This window comes from Candidatus Eisenbacteria bacterium, from assembly GCA_030017955.1.
Taxonomy (GTDB): domain Bacteria; phylum Eisenbacteria; class RBG-16-71-46; order JASEGR01; family JASEGR01; genus JASEGR01.
The window spans coordinates 30,552-50,578 of record JASEGR010000009.1 but is presented as its reverse complement, the minus strand read 5'-3'; the positions used below and the strand labels follow the sequence as shown (position 1 = coordinate 50,578).

14 protein-coding genes are annotated in these 20,027 nt (G+C 53.8%); 9 read left to right on the top strand and 5 right to left on the bottom strand.

Annotation, left to right across the window (positions count from 1 at the left end):
* Positions 1-68: 68 nt before the first annotated feature.
* From QME66_02450 to QME66_02440, 3 genes are all read right to left on the bottom strand, one after another.
* Positions 69-611 carry an SdrD B-like domain-containing protein gene (locus tag QME66_02450; GenBank protein MDI6807828.1) on the bottom strand — a complete coding sequence of 181 codons (543 nt, stop codon included), beginning with the start codon at positions 609-611 and terminating at the stop codon, positions 69-71.
* A gap of 243 nt (positions 612-854) precedes the next feature.
* Positions 855-2,651 (bottom strand): metallopeptidase TldD-related protein, encoded by a 1,797-nt coding sequence (locus tag QME66_02445; protein ID MDI6807827.1) that lies wholly within the window; start codon positions 2,649-2,651, stop codon positions 855-857.
* A 26-nt stretch (positions 2,652-2,677) separates the two neighbouring features.
* Positions 2,678-4,387, bottom strand: coding sequence for a TldD/PmbA family protein (locus tag QME66_02440; protein ID MDI6807826.1), 1,710 nt, complete (start codon positions 4,385-4,387; stop codon positions 2,678-2,680).
* 368 nt (positions 4,388-4,755) lie between these two features.
* Between QME66_02440 and QME66_02435 the strand changes: the two genes are divergently transcribed.
* The 8 genes from QME66_02435 (at position 4,756) to QME66_02400 (ending at position 16,037) form a co-directional block, all read left to right on the top strand.
* Positions 4,756-5,523: a 5-oxoprolinase subunit PxpA gene (locus QME66_02435; GenBank protein ID MDI6807825.1), complete on the top strand. Its 768-nt coding sequence runs from the start codon at positions 4,756-4,758 to the stop codon at positions 5,521-5,523.
* Positions 5,520-6,176, top strand: coding sequence for a 5-oxoprolinase subunit PxpB (pxpB, locus tag QME66_02430; GenBank protein MDI6807824.1), 657 nt, complete (start codon positions 5,520-5,522; stop codon positions 6,174-6,176). Before QME66_02435 ends, pxpB begins: the two co-directional genes overlap by 4 nt.
* 40 nt (positions 6,177-6,216) lie before the next feature.
* Complete coding sequence (locus tag QME66_02425; GenBank protein MDI6807823.1) at positions 6,217-7,134, top strand: biotin-dependent carboxyltransferase family protein; 918 nt, start codon at positions 6,217-6,219, stop codon at positions 7,132-7,134.
* 207 nt (positions 7,135-7,341) lie between these two features.
* Positions 7,342-10,128, top strand: coding sequence for a M6 family metalloprotease domain-containing protein (locus QME66_02420; protein ID MDI6807822.1), 2,787 nt, complete (start codon positions 7,342-7,344; stop codon positions 10,126-10,128).
* A 268-nt stretch (positions 10,129-10,396) separates the two neighbouring features.
* The gene (locus QME66_02415; GenBank protein ID MDI6807821.1) at positions 10,397-11,044 is read left to right on the top strand and encodes a hypothetical protein; all 648 of its coding nucleotides are present in this window, start codon (positions 10,397-10,399) and stop codon (positions 11,042-11,044) included.
* Between the two features lie 95 nt (positions 11,045-11,139).
* Positions 11,140-13,638: a DNA methyltransferase gene (locus QME66_02410; protein MDI6807820.1), complete on the top strand. Its 2,499-nt coding sequence runs from the start codon at positions 11,140-11,142 to the stop codon at positions 13,636-13,638.
* A 48-nt stretch (positions 13,639-13,686) separates the two neighbouring features.
* Entirely contained in the window at positions 13,687-14,772 is a 1,086-nt protein-coding gene (locus QME66_02405) for a D-2-hydroxyacid dehydrogenase (protein MDI6807819.1), read from the top strand.
* Positions 14,773-14,816: 44 nt separating this feature from the next.
* Positions 14,817-16,037, top strand: coding sequence for a T9SS type A sorting domain-containing protein (locus tag QME66_02400; GenBank protein MDI6807818.1), 1,221 nt, complete (start codon positions 14,817-14,819; stop codon positions 16,035-16,037).
* A 181-nt stretch (positions 16,038-16,218) separates the two neighbouring features.
* Here QME66_02400 and QME66_02395 read toward each other — a convergent pair whose 3' ends face one another.
* A complete protein-coding gene (locus QME66_02395) occupies positions 16,219-17,079 on the bottom strand; it encodes a gamma-glutamyltransferase (GenBank protein MDI6807817.1) in 861 nt (286 codons plus the stop codon).
* Positions 17,080-17,123: 44 nt separating this feature from the next.
* On the bottom strand, positions 17,124-18,149 hold the full coding sequence (locus QME66_02390; GenBank protein MDI6807816.1) for a hypothetical protein: 1,026 nt from the start codon (positions 18,147-18,149) through the stop codon (positions 17,124-17,126).
* A gap of 308 nt (positions 18,150-18,457) precedes the next feature.
* Here QME66_02390 and QME66_02385 point away from each other — a divergent pair, with 308 nt between their 5' ends.
* Positions 18,458-19,972, top strand: a complete 1,515-nt coding sequence (locus tag QME66_02385; protein MDI6807815.1) for a pitrilysin family protein — start codon at positions 18,458-18,460, stop codon at positions 19,970-19,972.
* Positions 19,973-20,027: the final 55 nt, after the last annotated feature.

The window sequence follows — 20,027 nt, the reverse complement described above, 5'->3', positions numbered from 1 at the left end:
TGACTATGACGTGACGTCATGCAGCAAGGACCCTTGACACCCACGGTTATGGGTGTCCCCAATTCGGATTATTTGAATATCTTGTACTCTATTCCTTCTTCCGTCTTGGTTTCGGGCTCTTTCTCGCGCGGGACCGTGTATCTTCCCAATAGGTTGACATTCTCGACCACGGGGGGCTCGATACCTGACAGCACCTCAACTTGCTGTTCTTTTGTCTCGAGTACAAAGTCCGGCGGAAGCGTTGTTTCATCAACCTGGACTGTGTATTTGCCCGGCCTGACATCGCCGAGATAGTACGAGCCGTCAGCTCCCGTAATTGAGTTGGCGGCAATCTTCCCGTCTCCATCGACAAGAATCACTCTGACGTTGGAGACACCCGTCCACTTCGGTTCCCCGAGGGCTCTGCCCAGAGTCTTCTCAGCTTGCCGCTTCTCTTCATCGTCCGCCGCAAGGACCGCACCGGTGACTATCCCGAAAGCTGCCACTCCAAGATTGACTTCGGTGAACATTCCCGGACGGAGAATTGCCTCCTGTGTCGCCTGAGTCGGTGTATAGATTGCCGGAAGTGTTTCCGGACGCAAGCTGACGCGCGTTTTGTAGAGATTCGACATGTTTGGGATGACATAAAGACCCTGTTTGCCGGAAGAAGTCTTTCTCCCCGAATCCGTGGTGATATCGACTTTCTCCAGACCGGGTTCTCCACACTTAAAAGCCTAAGTCAAGGGAAAAAGCCGAATCTCGTTACCCTTATTGGGAAACGGGGCGCATGGAAGGCTAGATCCGTATCCCGAAAGAGAGTGATTTTCCTTTGTAAAGATGAGAAGACCGCCTCAAAGCACAGGCTCTGTCAGCTCTTACTTCCCCACCAAAGAAGGATAGCTGACGATTGGCGGTTTTCCGTAGTTCCCGATAGACTTGTTTACGTCGATCTCAGAAATGATAATCGCCGGCGTGATGACGCTTGCGTAGTAGTCGGATCCAGGGACACTTATACCGAAAATTCCGAGATCAAACGGCATCTCGGAGGACCGGATTGGGTAGTTGTACACAAATGCATCATCCGAAGTTCCAATGATGTCCTTGAAGCACTTTATCCCCAGATTTGCGAATTCTGCCCCGCGTACGAGTTCCTCTTTCCCATCGGGATACACGCGATAAACGACGACGGGCCTGGAGAGTTTGATCTCGGTGGGGCTCGACGTGTACATGCTCATCACCATCGACTGAATATCAATGTCGCCAAGCTCTTTCGCCTCTGAGAGCGGTATGATGGACTTGATTATGTATCCGTATTTGAGGCCGTCATCCTTCACTTCCTGAATCAGCCTGTCCTTCAGCGCCCCGTATGGAGATGCTTCGCTCGATGACAGCCGGACGACACTCGGGGCCGCAGAGGTGCCGCGGAAATGGCCGTTTGATTTGTTGAATCCTTTAACGGGGGAGCGGGACATCATGAAGTTCTTCAAAATACCGTTTTCGATCAGGCTGACATCCTGGGTCCTCACTCCTTCGTCATCTACTTCATAGGAGCCAAGTAGAGCGGCACCCCCGTAGTTCTTGAGCGTCGGCTGGGCCTTGACCGAAATCGATTTTGCAGTGACCGGCAATTCCGCCTTGCTGAGGAAAGGGTTTTCTCTCTTGCCGGAAAACATGTTGAACTGGGCATTGTCACTTGCCGAGGTGCGCTCGGCCACAAGGTTGTCCACGAACCCCTGAGCCAGGATTTCGGCGGCCGCCTGGCCGGCAAATAGGACGGGGCCACTGTAATCCTCTGCGACCGGAGCATTCCTCAGTGCCGCCAGCTCCCGCATCATGGCTTCAACGTCCTTTTTGAGCGTCTCCACGGCAGGCATGCCATCGACATCGGCAAACGCATAGACGAGGAAATCCTTGAGCGGCATTCCATCCTCGGCCTGGGCGGTGGCACTGATGGACAATCTTGAAGCTACGTGAGGTTCGACGTAGACCGCTCCTTCACTGTTGACATAATAGGTGTTCTCAATCGATCTCTTAAGGGCAACTGTCGATTTTTGTATCTTATCGTTTCCCAGGAACAGCCTTGATATGTCGCCGACGGTTCTCGATAGCAAATCCCTCTTGGCATCGAAGGCGGCAGGCAGTTTCATGTTGGAGAGTTTTTCTTCCCTGGTGAAATCCGGCAGCGAATCGGAGCGGATCGTGTTCTGCAGGTAGGCTTTCTTCTTCGTGAACGTCTCCAACGCATCTTTGTAAGCGCGGTCAGTCTCAAGCCATAGCTCTCTTCGCAGCACATCGTAGTTGTCTTCAAGCGTGACCTCCGCCCTGCCGCCGAACATGCGCATCGAGAACCCCATATTCTGGAAGCTCTGGAAATGAGAATTGTCGAGATCGTAGTTCCCCACCCGCACATCCACATCCAGCTTTCGGAATCGATTCTCATCGTTACGGGTGACGGCTCCCGAATTCGCAACGATCTCCAACATTTGACAATCCTTGATAAGGTAGGAAATGAAATAAGGAGCCTCTTCGTTCTCGAGCTTGAGCTTATCCACCGACCGGGCCAATTCATCTTGCATCGCCTTGAGGAGTACCGGCGCCTCCTGTCCAAATGCAAGCGTGCTCACCAGAAAGAAAGCAACGAACACCACGACGGAAATCATTAGTTTTTTCATGTTGAAGCTCCTCTCCCTGTCCTTTCCTATTCGTTCACCGACGATGGCGGGGGCAGAATAGGCGGTTTGTCCTGTGACTTCTCCTTTTTCTGGACTTCAATCTGTGAGACGAAAATGGAAGGAGACGCTGCCGACACCGGCACGGAGCCGCTTTCGGCGCCGCACATTCCGTTGAATACCTGGATGTCTGAACCCGTGGCTTCGATTTTGTCAAACGTAGTCAGCGGGGTTCCGATGAGGTCAACTCCGCGAACCAATTGGTCGGGTCGGCCGTCAACATAAACCCTGTAGACAAGAATCGGTATAACGGTGAACGCATTGGGAATCATTCTGCCCGTCATTGTCATCCCGCCCTGGATCTCTTTGAAGACAAGTCCGAAGGGCTTGCCCCGCTCTTTGCATTCATCGATCAGCTTCTGCCGCAGCTCTTGCTCGGATAATTGCTTCTTGGAGCTGACGATCAGATTGGATTGCCTCGAGACGGGTTCCGTTCCCGGCTGGCAACGGGCGTGACCATTCGATTTTGGAAATTTCTCAATCGGGGAACGGCTCATCAGAAAACCCTTCAAGACTCCGTTTTCAATGCTGACGACCTTTTCCGCCCTTGTGCCTTCATCATCAAATTCGTAGTACCCGGACAGTTTCAGCCCGTTTATTTCCTTGATTGTAGGGTCGAAGGTTATCGACATGAAGTCCGGCAGGACCTTCTCATTGACTTTCTTCTTGAAGGTCTGACCCTCCTCTTCACTCTTCTGGCGGTGCCCTTCAAGTCGATGCCCAAGTATCTCGTGGAAGAATACTCCGCTCGCCTTGCCTGACAGGACAGCCGGCCCGGTGTAAGGATCAACGAGAGGCGCATCTCTTAGCGCCGCAAGAGTCGCAATCAGCTGATTGACTTCGGCCATGACGTGACTGTCGCTCGGCAAGTCGGACTCCTTGTATCCGAAATAGCTCAGGTAGAGAGGCAGCTCCATGCCGTCCTCTGCCTTCGCAGTCGCTGTGACCCGGAGGCGCATATAGTTGACCGGCGTCAGCAGGATCGTCCCTTCGCTACTTACAAAGTACTTGTTCCTGACTTCACTGGTGAAAGCCGCTCCTGATTCAAGGATGTTTGGATTCTTCTTGAAGGGCTCAGAGAACTTTTTCACTTTCTCAACCCACCGGTTCAGATCCACGGTGATTTCGAGGGGTTTTTCAATCTGTACGTGCGGCTCCGCCAGGGAAAAGTCATCAGACTGGTCCTCTTCTTTGACCTTCAGGTTCCTGTCGGTCTTGATCTTGGCGAGCATCCCGACCGCGTCCTTGTACGCCTTGTCAGTCCCCTGCCAGAGAAGGACTCTCAAGGCCTCCGGTGAGTCCGCGAGCGGCGCACGCATGGACCTGGGAATCATTCGCTGGTACCTGGCGAACTGGTCCCCGCGGATTTCGTGGGAATTGTCGAGCGCATACGAGCCAACCCTGACACTGATGTTCAGATATGCTTCCGAATCATCATTCTTGTACGTGATCGCGCCGAAAGAGGCCGAGACAGACTGAGACCGGACGTGGTTAATAGAATAGCTAATGTAATAAGGGGGATTCTCTCCTTTCTGCAGGGCTTCGAAATTCCTCTGAAGTTCCCCTTTCATCACCTTGAGCTGGCTCGGAAGGTCGTCGCCCTGCTTGGCAGCAGAGGCGCAAGAGACGGCAACCACAGCGAGCAAAACCCCGCTGAACCACAGAATTTTCTTTCTCATGTCTCCCCCCTTGATTGAACCAGCCGGCATGTCGATAATACTGTGGGACTTGCACGCACGCACCCTCATACAGTTTGCACACGCAAGAGCTGCATCGCGCGAGCTCCCGACGGCCGCGATCATATCACAGTCACTTCGAGATGTCCTTTCCCTCCTGCCGGATTGGGTGCCGCGAACAACAATCCACTATGCCGACAGGAATGCTCACTTCCAATTTTTGGCTCTTTCGACTATTGACATCAGTAACGGTTCGGCTATACAAATCTTCCGGATGCCAGAACGAGAGCACAAATCGGAGACTGGAAGAGTTTCGCTGTTGCCGAATGCGAGTCGGACGATTTCCGGGGAACCCGGCGGAGGGTCATAACATGTTGGTGGATCTGAACTGTGACATGGGGGAGAGTTTTGGGCACTACAACCTGGGAGATGACGAGACAATGCTGCGGACTGTCACCTCGGCCAACATTGCGTGCGGGCTGCATGCAGGAGACCCGGTGGTGATGGCGAGGACAGTGGGGCTGGCGAAGCGAAATAGGGTTTCGGTGGGGGCGCATCCCGGTTATCCGGACCTGCAAGGTTTTGGCCGCCGCGACATGGAGCTATCGGCGAATGAGCTGGAGTCCATTCTCATCTATCAAATTGGCGCATTGGCCGGCTTTGTGCGCACAGCAGGCATTCCTCTCGTTCATGTCAAACTGCACGGTGCTCTCTATAACACCGTTGCGCGGAATGCTGCGCTCGCGGAGACTGTGGCTCGCGCAATAGTTGCATTCGACCCCAGGCTTGTCGTGATTGCCTTGCCCGTCTCTGCCCTCGAGAAAGCTGCCCGGACTCTGAATCTGCGCGTAGCGCGCGAGGGGTTCGCTGATCGCGCGTATCGCGCCGACGGCACGCTTGTCCCGCGCAGTGAGCCGGGGGCTGTAATCCACGATCCAATCCAGGCAGCGGATCAAGCAGTGCGAATGGTCACCCGGAATGAGGTTGAGACAATAGATGGGCGCGTTATTCCTTTGCGCATCGAGACTATCTGCATCCACAGCGATACGCCGGGAGCGGCATGCATCGCAACGGAAGCGCGCGGGGCACTCGAGTCCGCAGGCGTCGAAGTGGTTCCGCTTACGAAGGTACTTGGGTGAGCAAATACCCTTGCATTCTGGCCGCCGGCGATTCCGCCTTCACAGTTGAATTCGGCGACCGGATGGACGAGGCCCTCAATCGCCGGGTTCGCGCACTGGATGCAACCCTGAACGCTCAGCCGTTCCCGGGGATGCTGGAGACTGTCCCCACTTACCGCTCACTGCTGGTGATGTACGACCCGCTCACGGCAGGTGAGACACAAGTCCGTGCGGCGCTGATTCGGGCATTGGAGGGATTGCGTGCTGATCGTCTTCCTGAGGGACGGCTGTTCGAAATTCCTGTGAGCTACGGCGGCACGAGCGGGCCCGATCTTGCAGATGTAGCGGCCCACTGTGGGATGACACCATCGCAAGTCGTCCGTCTCCACACTGAGCCGGCCTACCGCGTGGCGATGCTGGGATTCGCACCGGGATTCTCTTACCTTTTTGGCTTGCCACGAGTTCTTGCCACTCCTCGTCTGACGACTCCGAGAACGCGGGTGGAGCCGGGAAGCGTTGGCATCGCCGGTCTCCAAACAGGCATATACGCGCTGCACACGCCTGGAGGCTGGCGCATTATCGGGCGGACGCCGACGTCACTCTTTGACCCTGACAGTGACGATCCATTCGTCCTCCACGCAGGCGACCGGGTGCGCTTTCTACCAGTAGATTGATCCGGAAAATCTGGAGCTTCTCATGCACTGCGGAGATCGCATGCTTGAAGTTGTCCGGGCAGGATTGCTCACAACGGTTCAGGACTCGGGCCGTGCCGGTTGGGCGCGCTTTGGAGTTCCGCCAGCCGGTCCGGCCGACCCGTTCGCGTTGCGGGCGGCCAACATTCTCGTGGGCAACGATCCCGGCGTCGCCGGGCCAGTGCTTCGCGCATCCTGCGAATGTCTCATAGCTGCATGCGGAGCGGAATTCGAGATATCGGTGGGAAACTCTCCACTGCCGGCCTGGTGTTCAGCCCCGGTACCTGCCGGATGCGAGATCCGCTTCGGTGAACGGCGGAGCGGCGCCCGCGCCTATCTCGCTATCTCAGGGGGCATCGCTGTCAAAGACTTTTTGAATTCGCGGGCTACTTACTTGACGGGCGGGCTCGGAGGTCTTGAAGGCCGCCCGCTGCGGACAGGAGATAAGCTGCCGCTCGGTCCGATGAAGGACAATCCGGCGCTCTGTGCAGGGAAAACCTGGCCCCGCTCAGCCCGGCCTCTCTATTCGCCTCACCCAACATTGCGTGTCGTGCTTGGACCGCAGGATGATTGCTTCACAGCAAAGGGATTGGCAACGTTCCTCAACTCTGAATACGAGGTCACTGCGGCTTCCAACCGGATGGGCTGTCGGCTTCGGGGCCCACTGGTGGCCCACCGCAATCAGGTTGATATTGTCTCCGATGGAGTAGTCACCGGCAGTGTTCAGATTCCGGGGGACGGCCAGCCAATCGCACTGATGGTCGATCATCCGACAACCGGGGGCTATCCCAAAATCGCGACCATCATCCGGGCCGACCTGCCGCTCACGGCCCAGTGCCTGCCTGGCGATCATGTTCGGTTTGAAGCAGTCAGTATCGCCGAGGCCCAGGCCGTCCTGCGCACTCAGATGTCGATACCCATTGACAATCCGGCAATCTGAAACTATATTGAATTCTTGAAGAGTGTTTCCCTGGCCATTGAGCGGGCGATGCCCTCCGTGGTCCCACCGGTGCTGGCTCTCACTGCTCGTTGGACCTGCAAGAGCAGGTCACATCCCCCATTTATCCTGTTGATTTTGCGTCTTAACCACCCCGTTGCGCCTCGGATTTCTGCCCAGGCCGAATTCCCTTGAGTTTGGCGGGAATTCATGGTAAAATTAGCTGTTGTATATCACTTGAATGCCTACAAGAATCCCTCCCGAAGAGATTTTGGCAACTTGCTCAAGGAAAAGGAGAGAGAGATGAAACGTTGTGCCAGGACCGCAGGCTCGCAGCAAAAGGCTTTAACCCTTTCAATTTTCAATAGATACGCCCTAGTTCTTCTGACTCCCTTCGCCGTCCTAGCCCTGATCGCTTTGTTCATCCCGACAGCTCTGTCTCCGGCCCCGGAGAGGAGTCCGGGTGCCAGCTTTTTCCTGTCAGAGGCGTTCTCATTACCTGCTTCCAGCCCTTCGGCACAAGCATCGGGCGGGGAGAACCTGAAATCCTCACAAGATAGGCCAGTTCTCATGCCCCTTGACCCGGACCTTGTTCAGTCTTATCACGCTCGCGGACTTAAGGTCCCTTACGCCCGAACAGAGGCCGCGTTTGTCTCTCAACCCGGTTCCAGAGTTAATCGCGTTCAAAGACCGGCACAGTTGAACGCGACCAGTACGACAACGCTCAAGGCACTCGTCATCCTTGTCAAATTCACGACAAACCCGCCCGGAGGGCCAGCGACCAGGTACTCCCCCGGGGTCTTCGACAGCATGATTTTCGGGACAAGCTACATTCGCGGGGGAGCAGACACAACCACCAATCGCACACTAAAGAACTTCTTGAAGGAAATCTCCTATGACAACGTTGACATAGTTACGTTAAACCTTCCCAGCAGTGTTGGATGGGTGACCGTACCGAATGCATACACCTACTATTGCCAGAACGACGGTATCCACGATAACGGTTTTGGGCCATATCCGACCAACGCTCAGGGACTGACAAGACATGCCTGTATAGCTGCCGACCCACTTGTTGATTTCTCGCAATATGCAGTCGGTGGTGTTGTTCAGAACCTTTTCATAGTTCATTCGGGGACCGGGGCAGAGTGGAGCGGTGACCCAGCAGTTATCTGGTCCCATGCCTGGGGTCTTGGGAGTTACGCTGTAACGCTGGATGGAGTCACAATAGATGACTATTCAATGGAGCCTGAGTGTGGAGGCAATACGACCGGTTATGGCGGTGCAGTTACAGGACCATTCCTCCCGACGGTTGGGGTTTATGCTCATGAGTTTGGACACGTACTCGGCCTGCCCGACGAATATGATTACGGTTATCAATCACAGGGCACTGGCCGGTTCAGTCTCATGGCAGGCGGAAGCTGGAATCGTCATCCCAACGTCTATCCGGACAATGCGGGAAACGCGCCTGCTCATCCAAGTGCTTGGGGAATTGCTGAGCTTGGCTTCGTCACACCAACAGCGATCACCCAAAGTACAACGGGGGTGACTCTCCCCCCCATCAAGAATACTCCAACAGGTTCGATGTTGAAGGTCGAACAGTGGGGCACCTCTGGCAAGGAATATTGGCTCCTTGAGAACAGACAGCAGTTGGGATTTGATCAGGGATTCATAAGGATGACTGCCAATGCGCACGGTCTGCTTATTTGGCATGTGGACGAGAATGTTTTCGACAGAACATACTGGCGGCCGAATGAAGCGGAGTGTGTATCGGGCGGCGTATATGTTGGAAAGATGAACTGCAAGTGCGGCTTGCTTCCACCAAATGGTTCAAATGGAGAGAAGTGGTACGGCATTTCCGTTGAACAGGCGGACGGCCTCTATGAATTGGAGCTCAACTTATCTGGCGGAAACGCAGGCGATTTCTATTCATCATTTTCCGGAAAAACCACCTTTAACGCTTCTACTACCCCAAACAGCAGCTCCTACTATGGATGTAACAGGTATGTTGCGGTGACGAACATAGCCGAGGCAGGAGGCAATATCACGCTCGACATAACTCCGGATGCTTATCCGCCTCTGGCCGTTGTCGTTTCTCCAAACGGCGGGGAATCCTGGCTTTCGGGGACCAGCCACGATGTTACGTGGACAGCCACAGACAGCACGGTTGTTGATTCGACAAGCATCTACCTTTCGACGGATGGCGGGGCAACCTATCCGGTCACTCTGGCTCACGGAGAAACAAATGATGGAATCTATTCCTGGACAGTCTCGAATCTTCCGTCAACCCAGTGCAAGATAAAAGTAAGGGCGTACGACCGCGCCCTTAACACAGGTGAAGATGTGAGTAATGCCGTGTTCACAATCCAGGACGCCTACTCCCCGTCCGTCACCGTCCTGACACCAAATGGCGGCGAGACCTGGACCAGCGGAACGTTGCACTCCGTTACCTGGACCGTTACCGACGCAACTCCGGGCGACACAGCAAGCATCCACATCCTCTTCTCAACGGATGGGGGAGCAACCTATCCGGATACTGTCGCCAGGAACGAAGTGAACGATGGAAGCTTCTTCTGGCTCCTGCCTGACACATCCGTGAGTCAGTGCAAGATAAAAGTGGAAGCATACGACAAGACACTCAACATGGGTCAGGACGTGAGCGATTCGCTCTTCACGATCGAAAAGTCGGTAGGTGTCGTCTCAAGGATCGATCCCATACCGGCTCGATTCGAGTTTGCACAGGCCTATCCGAATCCGTTCAACAGCGAGACAATCTTCAGGATCGCTCTCCCAGCTGAAGGAGATGTGCACCTAGCCGTGTTCGACACGAGAGGCAGACTGGTCAGGACGGTCCTGGATCAGAGAGTCAATGCCGGGTGGCACAACTTGACCTGGAACGGAAGAGACGACAGGGGAGCCGAGCTTCCGGCCGGGGTCTATCTTGCAAAGCTTCTCTCTGGAAGCTTCGTGAGCACGAAGAAAGTCGTCCTGCTGAAATAACGAACGACCCGCGCAGCATGACATTGAAAAGGGAAGGGCAAAGCGCTCTTCCCTTTCTTCTTGGAATCGTGACAGTTCATGCTCGTTGAAGCGATGGGCATTCTGCCGGATTCAGCCCCAGCGTTGTCGAATGAGACTTCCAGCACAATGGTTAGACGATGTCTCTTAGGACGGGAGACCTCGTGGCTGTCCGCTGCTGCAACTTCGAAGCAAAGTGACCATCCGCAAAGTCCTTGACCGCTTCCCCCACGGTGGATAAGATAAAGATATGAATGATCGGGCCGCGTCTAGCTCGGCAGTCCCCTCCGAGAAATCCTCTCAGCAAGAAAAGAGATGGAGCCATCCAGGAGGAAAACTCGTCGAGCTTGGATCCCACACCCTCAAGCAATATGAGTTACTGGCGATTTTGATCGGCTCAGGCACAGCAGGGCGCCCCGCGACCAGCATTGCGAATGCAGTGCTCGACATTTATATCGGCCTGTACGGAATCCACCGGGAAGCCACCGTTGAGGATCTAGCCAAGATAGCCGGTCTCGGCCGTCGGAAGGCATCACGCATTATGGCAGCGATTGAGATTGGCAGAAAACGTTATCGCGCCTACAAATTGAGCTGGTCAAGCCCAAGTATTGAAGATGGTCTTTTTCAGACCCCTCAACCGCCGTCAGATTCAGAGCCGCAGCCCAAAGAACCCGATGATGTAGACCTGCTTGCCACAATTATCGGCTCGGGGGTGCGCGGACGACCACCGAAAGTAATCGCCAAAGATCTTCTTGCCCGGTTCGATGGCACCATTCTGGGACTTTTCGGACAGTTCTTGGGCGAGGAGCTCCGCATCAAGGGGCTGAACTCTGTAAAGATTATCCGCATCATCGCTGCACTTGAGGTTGGTAAACGAGTCGCCGACGCTCTGTCGTGAAATCCAAGAGACGAGTCAAGCAAGCACCGGCCCCCTCTTCCGCTCGAGACCCAAAACACATAAGCCAGCAGATACCTCCGTTAGCCCACACGCCAATGTACGTTTGGCACAAATTCTGGGGAAGAAAAACCTGGAATGTTGTGGGTGAATACATCAAAACCTACTGTCCTGAGGGCGGAATAGTTTTGGATCCGTTCGCGGGTAGTGGGGTGGTCGCGATGGAGGCACTCAGAGCAGGCCGGAAGGCGATTGTCTGCGATCTCCTTCCGATTGCTGCTGAAATTACCCGCCTTACGATAAAGCCCATCGATCTGGAGCAGTTGAGACAAGCTTTTGAACGAGTTGAGAAACGTGCGAAAGGTCGCATTCTTAAACTATACGAGACGAGCTGCCGTAAGTGTCGCCACACATTCCCGTTTACCTGCGCTGTTTGGGACGGCGGCCAGTGCGTGGAAATCCGGTACGAGGCTTGTCCATCCTGCGGCGATCGGCAGGAAAAGGATTGCGGCCCAAATCGAGCTGACAAAGCTCTTCTTGAGAAGATTGAACGTATGCGGAGTAAGGCCTGGTATCCGCGCAACCGGCTCTACTATCCCGATGGCACGCCGTTCAAAGAGAAACAGCAGTACGAATCGCTTGATCAACTTTTCACAAAGCGAAACCTGACCGCGCTTGCCTGGCTGATGGAGGCTATCGAAGACGAGCCCAAGCGCGACCTGCAGGATTTCTTGAAGATTGCGTTCACATCGATGGTGCATCTGTGCACAAATATGTGTCCGATCTCAGAAGCCGGACACTTCACTCCGTTTAGTTCAGCCTGGATACATCATAGCTACTGGTACCCTTCGGGACCCCATATGGAACAGAATGTCTGGGAAAAGTTCGAAAGCGCCGTGATGGGACATCAGGGGCTTATCAGGGCAAAGGAGGAATCCAACCGATTCTTCTCGTCAATTCGGATTGGAAAGACGGTTGAGGAGGTGCTTGAAGACCGGGCAGATGTGTACATCCATGGTGGTGATTGCCTGGACTTGATGAAAGAGATGGCCGAAAATCACGGTCAATGCGTGGACTATGTCTTTACCGATCCGCCTTACGACGCGTCTGTGCAATATGGGGAGCTGGCCTATCTTTGGGTTGCCTGGCTTAAGAAGAACGCCGATTATCTGGACAGGATCCTTGCGAAGGAAGTTGTCCGAAACGAACGTCAGCACAAGCCGTTTGATGTGTATCACGCCCTCCTCCGTAATGCGTTTCGAAGGATGCATGATGTGCTTAAGCCTGATGCTCATCTGACATTGACCTTCCACAATCCGACGTTCAAAGTCCGAAATGCAACGATCTATGCATGTGTCATGGCAGGCTTGGATTTGAAGAAGATCTACCATCAAGAGCTGGCGCGTCCTTCGGCAAAGTCCCTTTTGCAACCCTTCGGCTCTGCTCAGGGTGACTTCTATCTTCGATTCCACAAACCAAAGACCACGGGAAAGGCGGTTCCTCCCGAGGAAATAGATGCCGCACGGTTTGAGCGCATCGTGTTGGAAACAGCCAAGCGTGTGCTTGCTGAACGCGCCGAGCCAACGCCTTATACGATTCTCATCAACGCGATTGATCCGGAGCTGGCCAAAAATGGCTACTTCTCTGAACTGCGAGCTGGATTGGACGTCAAGACCGCACTTGAAAACCAACTGGACCGGGAGTTCATTCTGGTTTCTGTGGCTATTGGAGGGACTGAAGGCAAAGCATGGTGGTTCAAGGATCCCTCAAGCATCCCGCGTTTGCAGACCGTGCCGCTCTCGGAGCGAGTTGAACAGACAGTTCTGAGGAAGCTTCAAGAACGGGGGCGAGTCACTTTCACTGATATGTGGAAGGCAATCAGCGAGGAGTTTCCGAATGCCCTCACCACGGATTCTATCAGCATTAAGGAAGCCCTCGAGGCGTATGCCCGACCTGTAGGCAAGGGCGAATGGATGCTGAAGCCCGAATATAACCGCGAGACGATCAGAAGGATGCATACTCGAATGATCATCGTCCTGGCCGAAGTCGGCAAGGCTCACGGTTACGAGATATGGATAGGCCGCAAGGAACAGGGAGACCCGCTGGCAGAGGGGTTCTCTGACCGGGAAGGAGAACTGCGGCAGTTCGTTTCCAAATCGTCGCTCCAAAAGCTCAGCAATGCCAAGAATCTCGACGAGGTTGAGAATATTGATGTCCTGTGGCTCAAAGGTGGCGCGGTGGAAGCTGTTTTCGAGATTGAGACAACCACTTCGATGACCGAAGCTCTCAAGCGAGGGTCCAACGTAGATTCCTCGGTTCCCAAATATCTAGTTACTCCCTTTGAACGAAGAAATCAATTGGCTCGCAAGCTTCGCTCTCCTTTATTCGGTGAGCGATACCTGGCAGATTCTTGGAAACCTGTCTTTTTCGAAAATCTTGAGCAGGGATACCAGAAACACCGTGGAAAACTCGACGTTGACGCGATCGTTGCGACAAGCCTCGACAGACCTATGGCGGGACAAGTGAAGGACAGGTCTCAGCTCAAGTTAGGCCTGCCCGAGTCAGCCGGAGGGAAAAAACTTCCGGGTAGAAGGTAGCCTCTACGTATCTTCGCGGAATACCCCCGTGCACGGGAAACATACACCTTGAAACTTGTAATAGCGATCTACGGCGATTTCCCGCTCTGGAACTATCCCGAGGAAAGAGTCCACGAAATTGAGAAAGTGCTTGCCGGCGGCACAGTGCATCATCTCAAGAATGCAGAAAATCTCGCCGGGGAACTCAGGGATTCGGACATAGCATTCGCCTGGCGGATTCCGCGGGAGGCATTCCTTGGCGCGCAAGAGCTCAAATGGGTTCACTGCTCCGGAGCGGGGGTCACCGGCCTCTTGTTCAGGGAGCTGGTCGAGAGTAACTGCATATTGACGAACTCAAAAGGCATCCAGGCGATTCCTATTTCCGAACATGTCTTTTCATTGATGCTGGCCTATTCGAGAAAGATCAACAGGGCTCTCGAGGCACAGCTTGAGGGAAAGTGGGGAAGAATCGATCTCTGGACTCAGCCGCCGGAACTCGGCGAGCTTTTCGGTAAGACGATAGGGATAATCGGCTTTGGGGGCATCGGCAAAGAAGTCGCACGGAGAGCCAAAGCTTTCGGCATGAGAGTGCTTGCCGTAAGGAAAACCCCAGATCTCCACACTGACGCTGAGGATTCCACCAGGCCGTTTCAGACAATCGGGCAATCAGAAACTCTGCAAGGACAGAGCTTGCACCGCGCGGGCGGTCAGGATCAAGACACGGAAGCTCTAGGAGATGAAGTCTTCGGCACCGCGAGGCTGAAGGAAGTCCTTGCCCGGTCAGATTACGTCCTTGTTTTAGTTCCGCACACAGCCGAAACGAGAGGAATGTTCGGAGAGAAAGAGTTCCGCTCAATGAAAAAGGGGCCTTTCTTCATCAACGTTTCAAGGGGTGCGGCCGTCAAAGAAGAAGCCCTCGTAACGGCCCTCAAGAAAGGCTGGATAGGGGGAGCGGGGCTTGATGTTTTTGAGAAGGAACCGCTCCCGGAAGGAAGCGAGCTCTATCGTCTGCCGAATGTGATTCTCACTCCTCACGTCGCGGGAGCTTCTCCTCTCTACTGGGAGAGAGTGACCGCGTTGTTTCTCGAAAACCTGAAACGATTCCTCGGCGGAAGGCCCCTCCTCAATCTCGTCGATAAGAGAGCCGGATACTGATAATCCCGCTTGGCTTAGTCGTCTTTTTGTGGTAGTATATCTGCATGTTCACCAGCCGGGGCACTATCTTTCTTTCCGCTTTCCTTCTAACCCTTGTCCTTGCAAGCTTCTGCTTTGGCTATACCACGCGAAATATTGTTCTCGTTGTCATCGACGGCGCCAGATATACAGAGACTCTCGGCGATCCTGCCCACAGGTATGCTGACAAAATGTACAACCTGAGCCTTCAGGGATCGGTGCTAACAACTTTCGCCAACAACAATATTACATTGACCGACCGGGCGGTCCCCGCAATCTGGTGCGGGGCTTGGACTGCGCCGAGGGATACTGTCATAGGCGGGAAGAGCACCCAGTACACAATCATCCCGACCATGTTTGAGTATTACAGAAAGCAGCTTTCTGCTCCCGGGGACTCCGTTTGGTACGTCGCAAAGTACTTTTCAAGCCCGTGGTTATTCAGCTATCACCCCGACTACGGGCCTTCATATTGGGCGACGTATTGGAGCCAGGGGTCAACCGACTTGAATGTCTGGAGCTACACATCACAGATTATGGATGTCTACCACCCCAGATTCTTTGAAGTGTACCTTGCCGGCGTGGATGCAGCAGGCCACTCGGGGAATTGGACAACTTACCAGACGGCAATCTCCACAGCCGACAGCATTGTGGATATGCTCTGGCAGAAGATTCAGACCGATCCATTTTACAAAGACAAGACAACGATGTTTGTGACCAATGATCACGGAAGGCACACCACCGATTTCACAAGTCACGGGGACGGTTGCACCGGATGTCGTCAGATAATGTTCCTTGCGATCGGCCCCGACATAAAGGCCGGATACACTTCATCCGCCTACCATTCAATTCCGGACATTTGCCCCACCATCGGGAAACTGGCAGGTTTCACGTCAGAGCATTCCACCGGCCATTCGATTGATGAAATCTTTGTTACCGTTGACACTAATGTGACGTTCTTTGATGGAAACAGCGTGCTCACTCTCTTCCAGAACAATCCCAACCCGTTTAAGGGATCAACCGATATCGCCTATGAGCTTAGTAGACAGGGACATCTTGTTCTCGATGTTTTCGACATAGAAGGAAGGAAGCTGACAACCCTTCTTGATGAGGTGAAGATGCCCGGAAGAGATGCGCTCACCTGGCAGGGGAAAGACAGCTCGGGCAGAAATCTTCCAAGCGGCATCTACATATTAAGGATGACGCTTGACGGAAATTCCACTTCAAGAAAACTTGTTGTTCTGAGATAACCCCCCGCACCACCCCACATCTCTTGATTCTCTCCCCTGGCGGAGAGGTCTCAAGCATCACTATCAACCTAGAGTCATAGTCTTGAACCTCTCCCCCGATGGGAAAGGTCTCAAGCACAACCACCAACACAGAATCATATCTTGATCCTCTCCCCTGGGGGAGAGGTTGGTGAGGGGGTATTCAATATCCAGCTACCGAAGACCCTTCCCTGCGCGGATCCCTGGCGCCAAACAGCAGCCCGTGCTTCTCATCAACCAGAATGGCATGTACCTCACCTATGAACCCGTCTTTTTCAATTCTCACGGTGTGACCTCTTGCGGTCAAACCTTCGACAACATCTCCGGGCACGCCGAGAGGTTCGATTTGAAGCTCATCGGGGAGCCATTGGCTGTGAACGCGCGGGGCAATCACTGCATCCTGAATGTTCATGCCGTAGTCGATTACATTCAGAATCACCTGACAGATTGCCGTAATGATCTTTGACCCGCCTGGTGAGCCGATCACGAGGAACAGCTTCCCATCCTTCGTCACGATCGTTGGAGTCATCGAGCTGAGCATTCGTTTCCGGGGCTGGATTGCATTCGCCTCGGCGCCGACGAGGCCGAACATGTTCGGTGTTCCCGGTTTCACGCTGAAGTCGTCCATCTCGTCGTTCATCAGGAAGCCTGCACCATCTATGACATAGAGCGACCCATAACCTGCATTGAGTGTATAGGTGTTGCTGACGGCATTGCCCCATTGGTCAACCACGGAGAAATGAGTGGTCTCCGTCGGTTCTGTCCTTTTCCCGCCGAATTGTGCCAGCCAAGCGCTATCTCCGTGAACGACTTCGCTGCCGGGCACGTGGCGGCCTGGATTGATCCGGGCGCGAATCTTCCTCGCATACTCTTGAGACATCAACCTTGCCAGGGGGATGCGAATGAAATCGGGGTCGCCCAGGAAGAATGCTCTGTCCGCATAGAGACGGTTTGATGCTTCGGCGAAAGTGTGAATGAACGCGGAAGAGTTGTGGCCCAATCCCGGGACGCTGTCCTGCTCCAGAATGTTGAGAAGTCCAATCCCAGACGGAGAAATCTGAAAAACCGCTAGTTGGAGTTTATGTATATCGTCCCTTGTCTAGCATTGCCGCTGTTAAGGGTAGTAACGTCCGTGACCATGTCGGCCGCCGTGAAGAAATTCTCATTCACAACCCAATCCTTGTATGCCGCGACTGATGCCGGCAAGCTATTGGGGTCGTCAAAAATGTAGGTCGGATTACCATTCTGCCCTATGAAGAAGTTTTCGTCGGCATCGCCCGGAACAACGATGTACTTCACCGGATTGCCAAACCCACTATACTTGAAAAGCATGTAGTTACCCTCGCCCCGCGAAACGCCCTTGGCGACTATCTTGGCATCGCCGATTATGTACTTGAACTGAAATTCATTTCGCTCAGCATTCCCGGCAACATTGCACCTGAGATTGTACTCGGTCTGGGGGGTCCCCGTGTCGTAGTCAACGCTGTAGGTCATGTCCACAGTCAGGTCCTTCGAAGCCGTTCCATATGACATTGAAGCAACGCCGTATTCATTCTTCAGCGGCTGATCGCTCCAGATCCAGCCCAGTATCGCGTTTACCCCGTCGCTTGTCTCCTTCAGGGCTATCGCACACTTATTCGCCGTATCATTTACCGCTTTGTTGCAGAGCATCTTCTGCAATTTGCCGAAAGGCGGAGTGATTTCCTGCTCTGCGATTGACTGGACGTCTTTTGCCGTCCCGGTGTAAACCTGATCAACATCAATGAGCAGTTTGTAAAGATTGGCACGATCCACCTTGCCCTCATCTCTTGAGCTTAGGAACTCTCGTAGTGAATAATAAACGTGATACAACGGATTCCCGGAGCCCCACTCGGGGGTTGCCGCGGCCCGGACATTATGGCTTTGAATAGTCGTTGCAGCCGAAGGCGCGGGTTTGAACACCGGCGTTGTGCTTGACGCATTCGTATAGAACAGGTAAGTCCCTAGAGAACTCTCTGGGGCACTAACCTTTTCTTTCCCGCAGCCAATAAGTATCCCGACCACAAATAGAACAAGAACCCTGCAAACCAACCGCATTCTTCCCGTGTTATTCATAGATTTCTCCCTCCCCGGAAGCCGGTTCAAATCCGCATCCCGGCATTCCCCAATGAGTTATTCGTCATTCTGCGAATAGTCTTTAGGGGTTTCCCGAACTGCCCCCTCAACCTGTTGCGTCAAAACAAGAAGTATCTGAACGGTGATTCGTTGCCTCAAAAATAAATGTATCTGAAATTTGACTTTGGAACTCAGAGTGTTAGACTTGTCAGGTTTCGGTACAATATGAGGGGAGCACTTAGACAGCGAAGAGGTCCGTCGGTGTACGTGCTTCGGAGAGTGAAGCATTCGCAGGGGGAGGAGTGATCATGAAGAAGTTATTGGTGCTTTTCATCATCAGTATCGTCCTGTTCTCGTCAGGTTTGCTTTGTGCCTTCGAGAATTTCAAGGCTGTCCAGGACAGCGTTGTTGAACACACTTTGAAGAACGGCCTGAGGATAATAATTCTCCCCAGAAGAGAGGTCCCGGTTGTCTCGCTCGCGACGTACGCGGACGTGGGATCGGTGAACGAGACAAAGGGCATAACCGGCCTGGCGCACATCTTCGAACACATGGCCTTCAAGGGAACAACATCAATCGGCACAAAGGATATCAAGAAGGAAATCAAGGCGATGGACAGGCTTGATGATGCCTACCTCTCCCTTAAGGACCCGCTCAAGCGCAAGCAGGGCTCGGGCGAACAGGCCGATGCTATGCGCGTCGCAAAACTCGAGAAGGAATTCGAAGAGGCGGAGAAAGATGCAAGCAGTTTTGTGATAGACAATCAATTCGGCCAGATTGTCCAGGAGGCAGGCGGAGTTGGACTCAACGCTTGGACGTCGGCAGACGCCACGGTTTATCACTACAGCCTTCCCTCGAACAAGCTCGAGCTTTGGATGAGCCTGGAATCGGATAGATTCCTGAACCCGGTCCTGAGAGACTTCTACAAGGAGAAGCGAGTTATCATGGAAGAAAGGCGCATGGGGGAAAGCAATCCGATTGGCAAGCTCATCGAGGAGTTCCTCGCTATGGCATACAAGGCGCACCCCTACGGAGAACCCACCATAGGTCACATGAGCGACCTTGAAACAATAACCAGGCAGGAGGCACAGCGGTTCTTCAACACCTACTATGTCCCAAGTAACCTTGTGATCGGTATTGCCGGGGATGTTGACCCGAAGGAAGTCATGGGGCTTGCTGAAACCTACTTCGGCAGAATCCCGGCAAAACCAAGACCCGAACCCGTTGAGACCGTCGAACCCCCTCAACAGGGTGAGAGAAGAGAGGTTATGGAGGAGGAGTCTCAGCCAATCATTGTGATCGGATACCACAAGGGGAGCGCAACCGACAAGGATGCCGCAGTGTTTAGTGCAATAGCGGACATCATGAGCAATGGCAGGACCTCCCGTTTGTACCGAAGTCTCGTAAGAGACAAGAAGGTCGCGACAATGGTTGGGGGCCTCTCCAACGAGCCCGGTAAGAAGTACCCGGGGCTCTTCATATTCTACGGCTTCCCGGCCCCCGGACGCACGAATCAGGAGGTTGAAGAGGCCATAGATGAACAGACAGTGAAGCTGAAAACCGAACTCGTGGACGAGGCGACACTCAGGAAGGCGAAGACGCGGGCAAGAGCAGATCTGCTGCGTGAGCTTTCTTCAAACATGGGAATGGCTACAACGCTGACGGAATATGAAGCGGTGACGGGTGACTGGCGGAACCTGTTCAAGGAACTGGACCAGATCGATGCGGTCACAGCAGAGGATATAAAGCGGGTTGCAAATGAGTGCTTCGTAAAGAGAAACAAAACGGTCGCTGCAATAGAGAAATCGAAAGAACCGGAGTAGGAGAACGGACCTTCCCCTCACCAACCTCTCCCCAACGGGGAGAGGCTAATGGGGT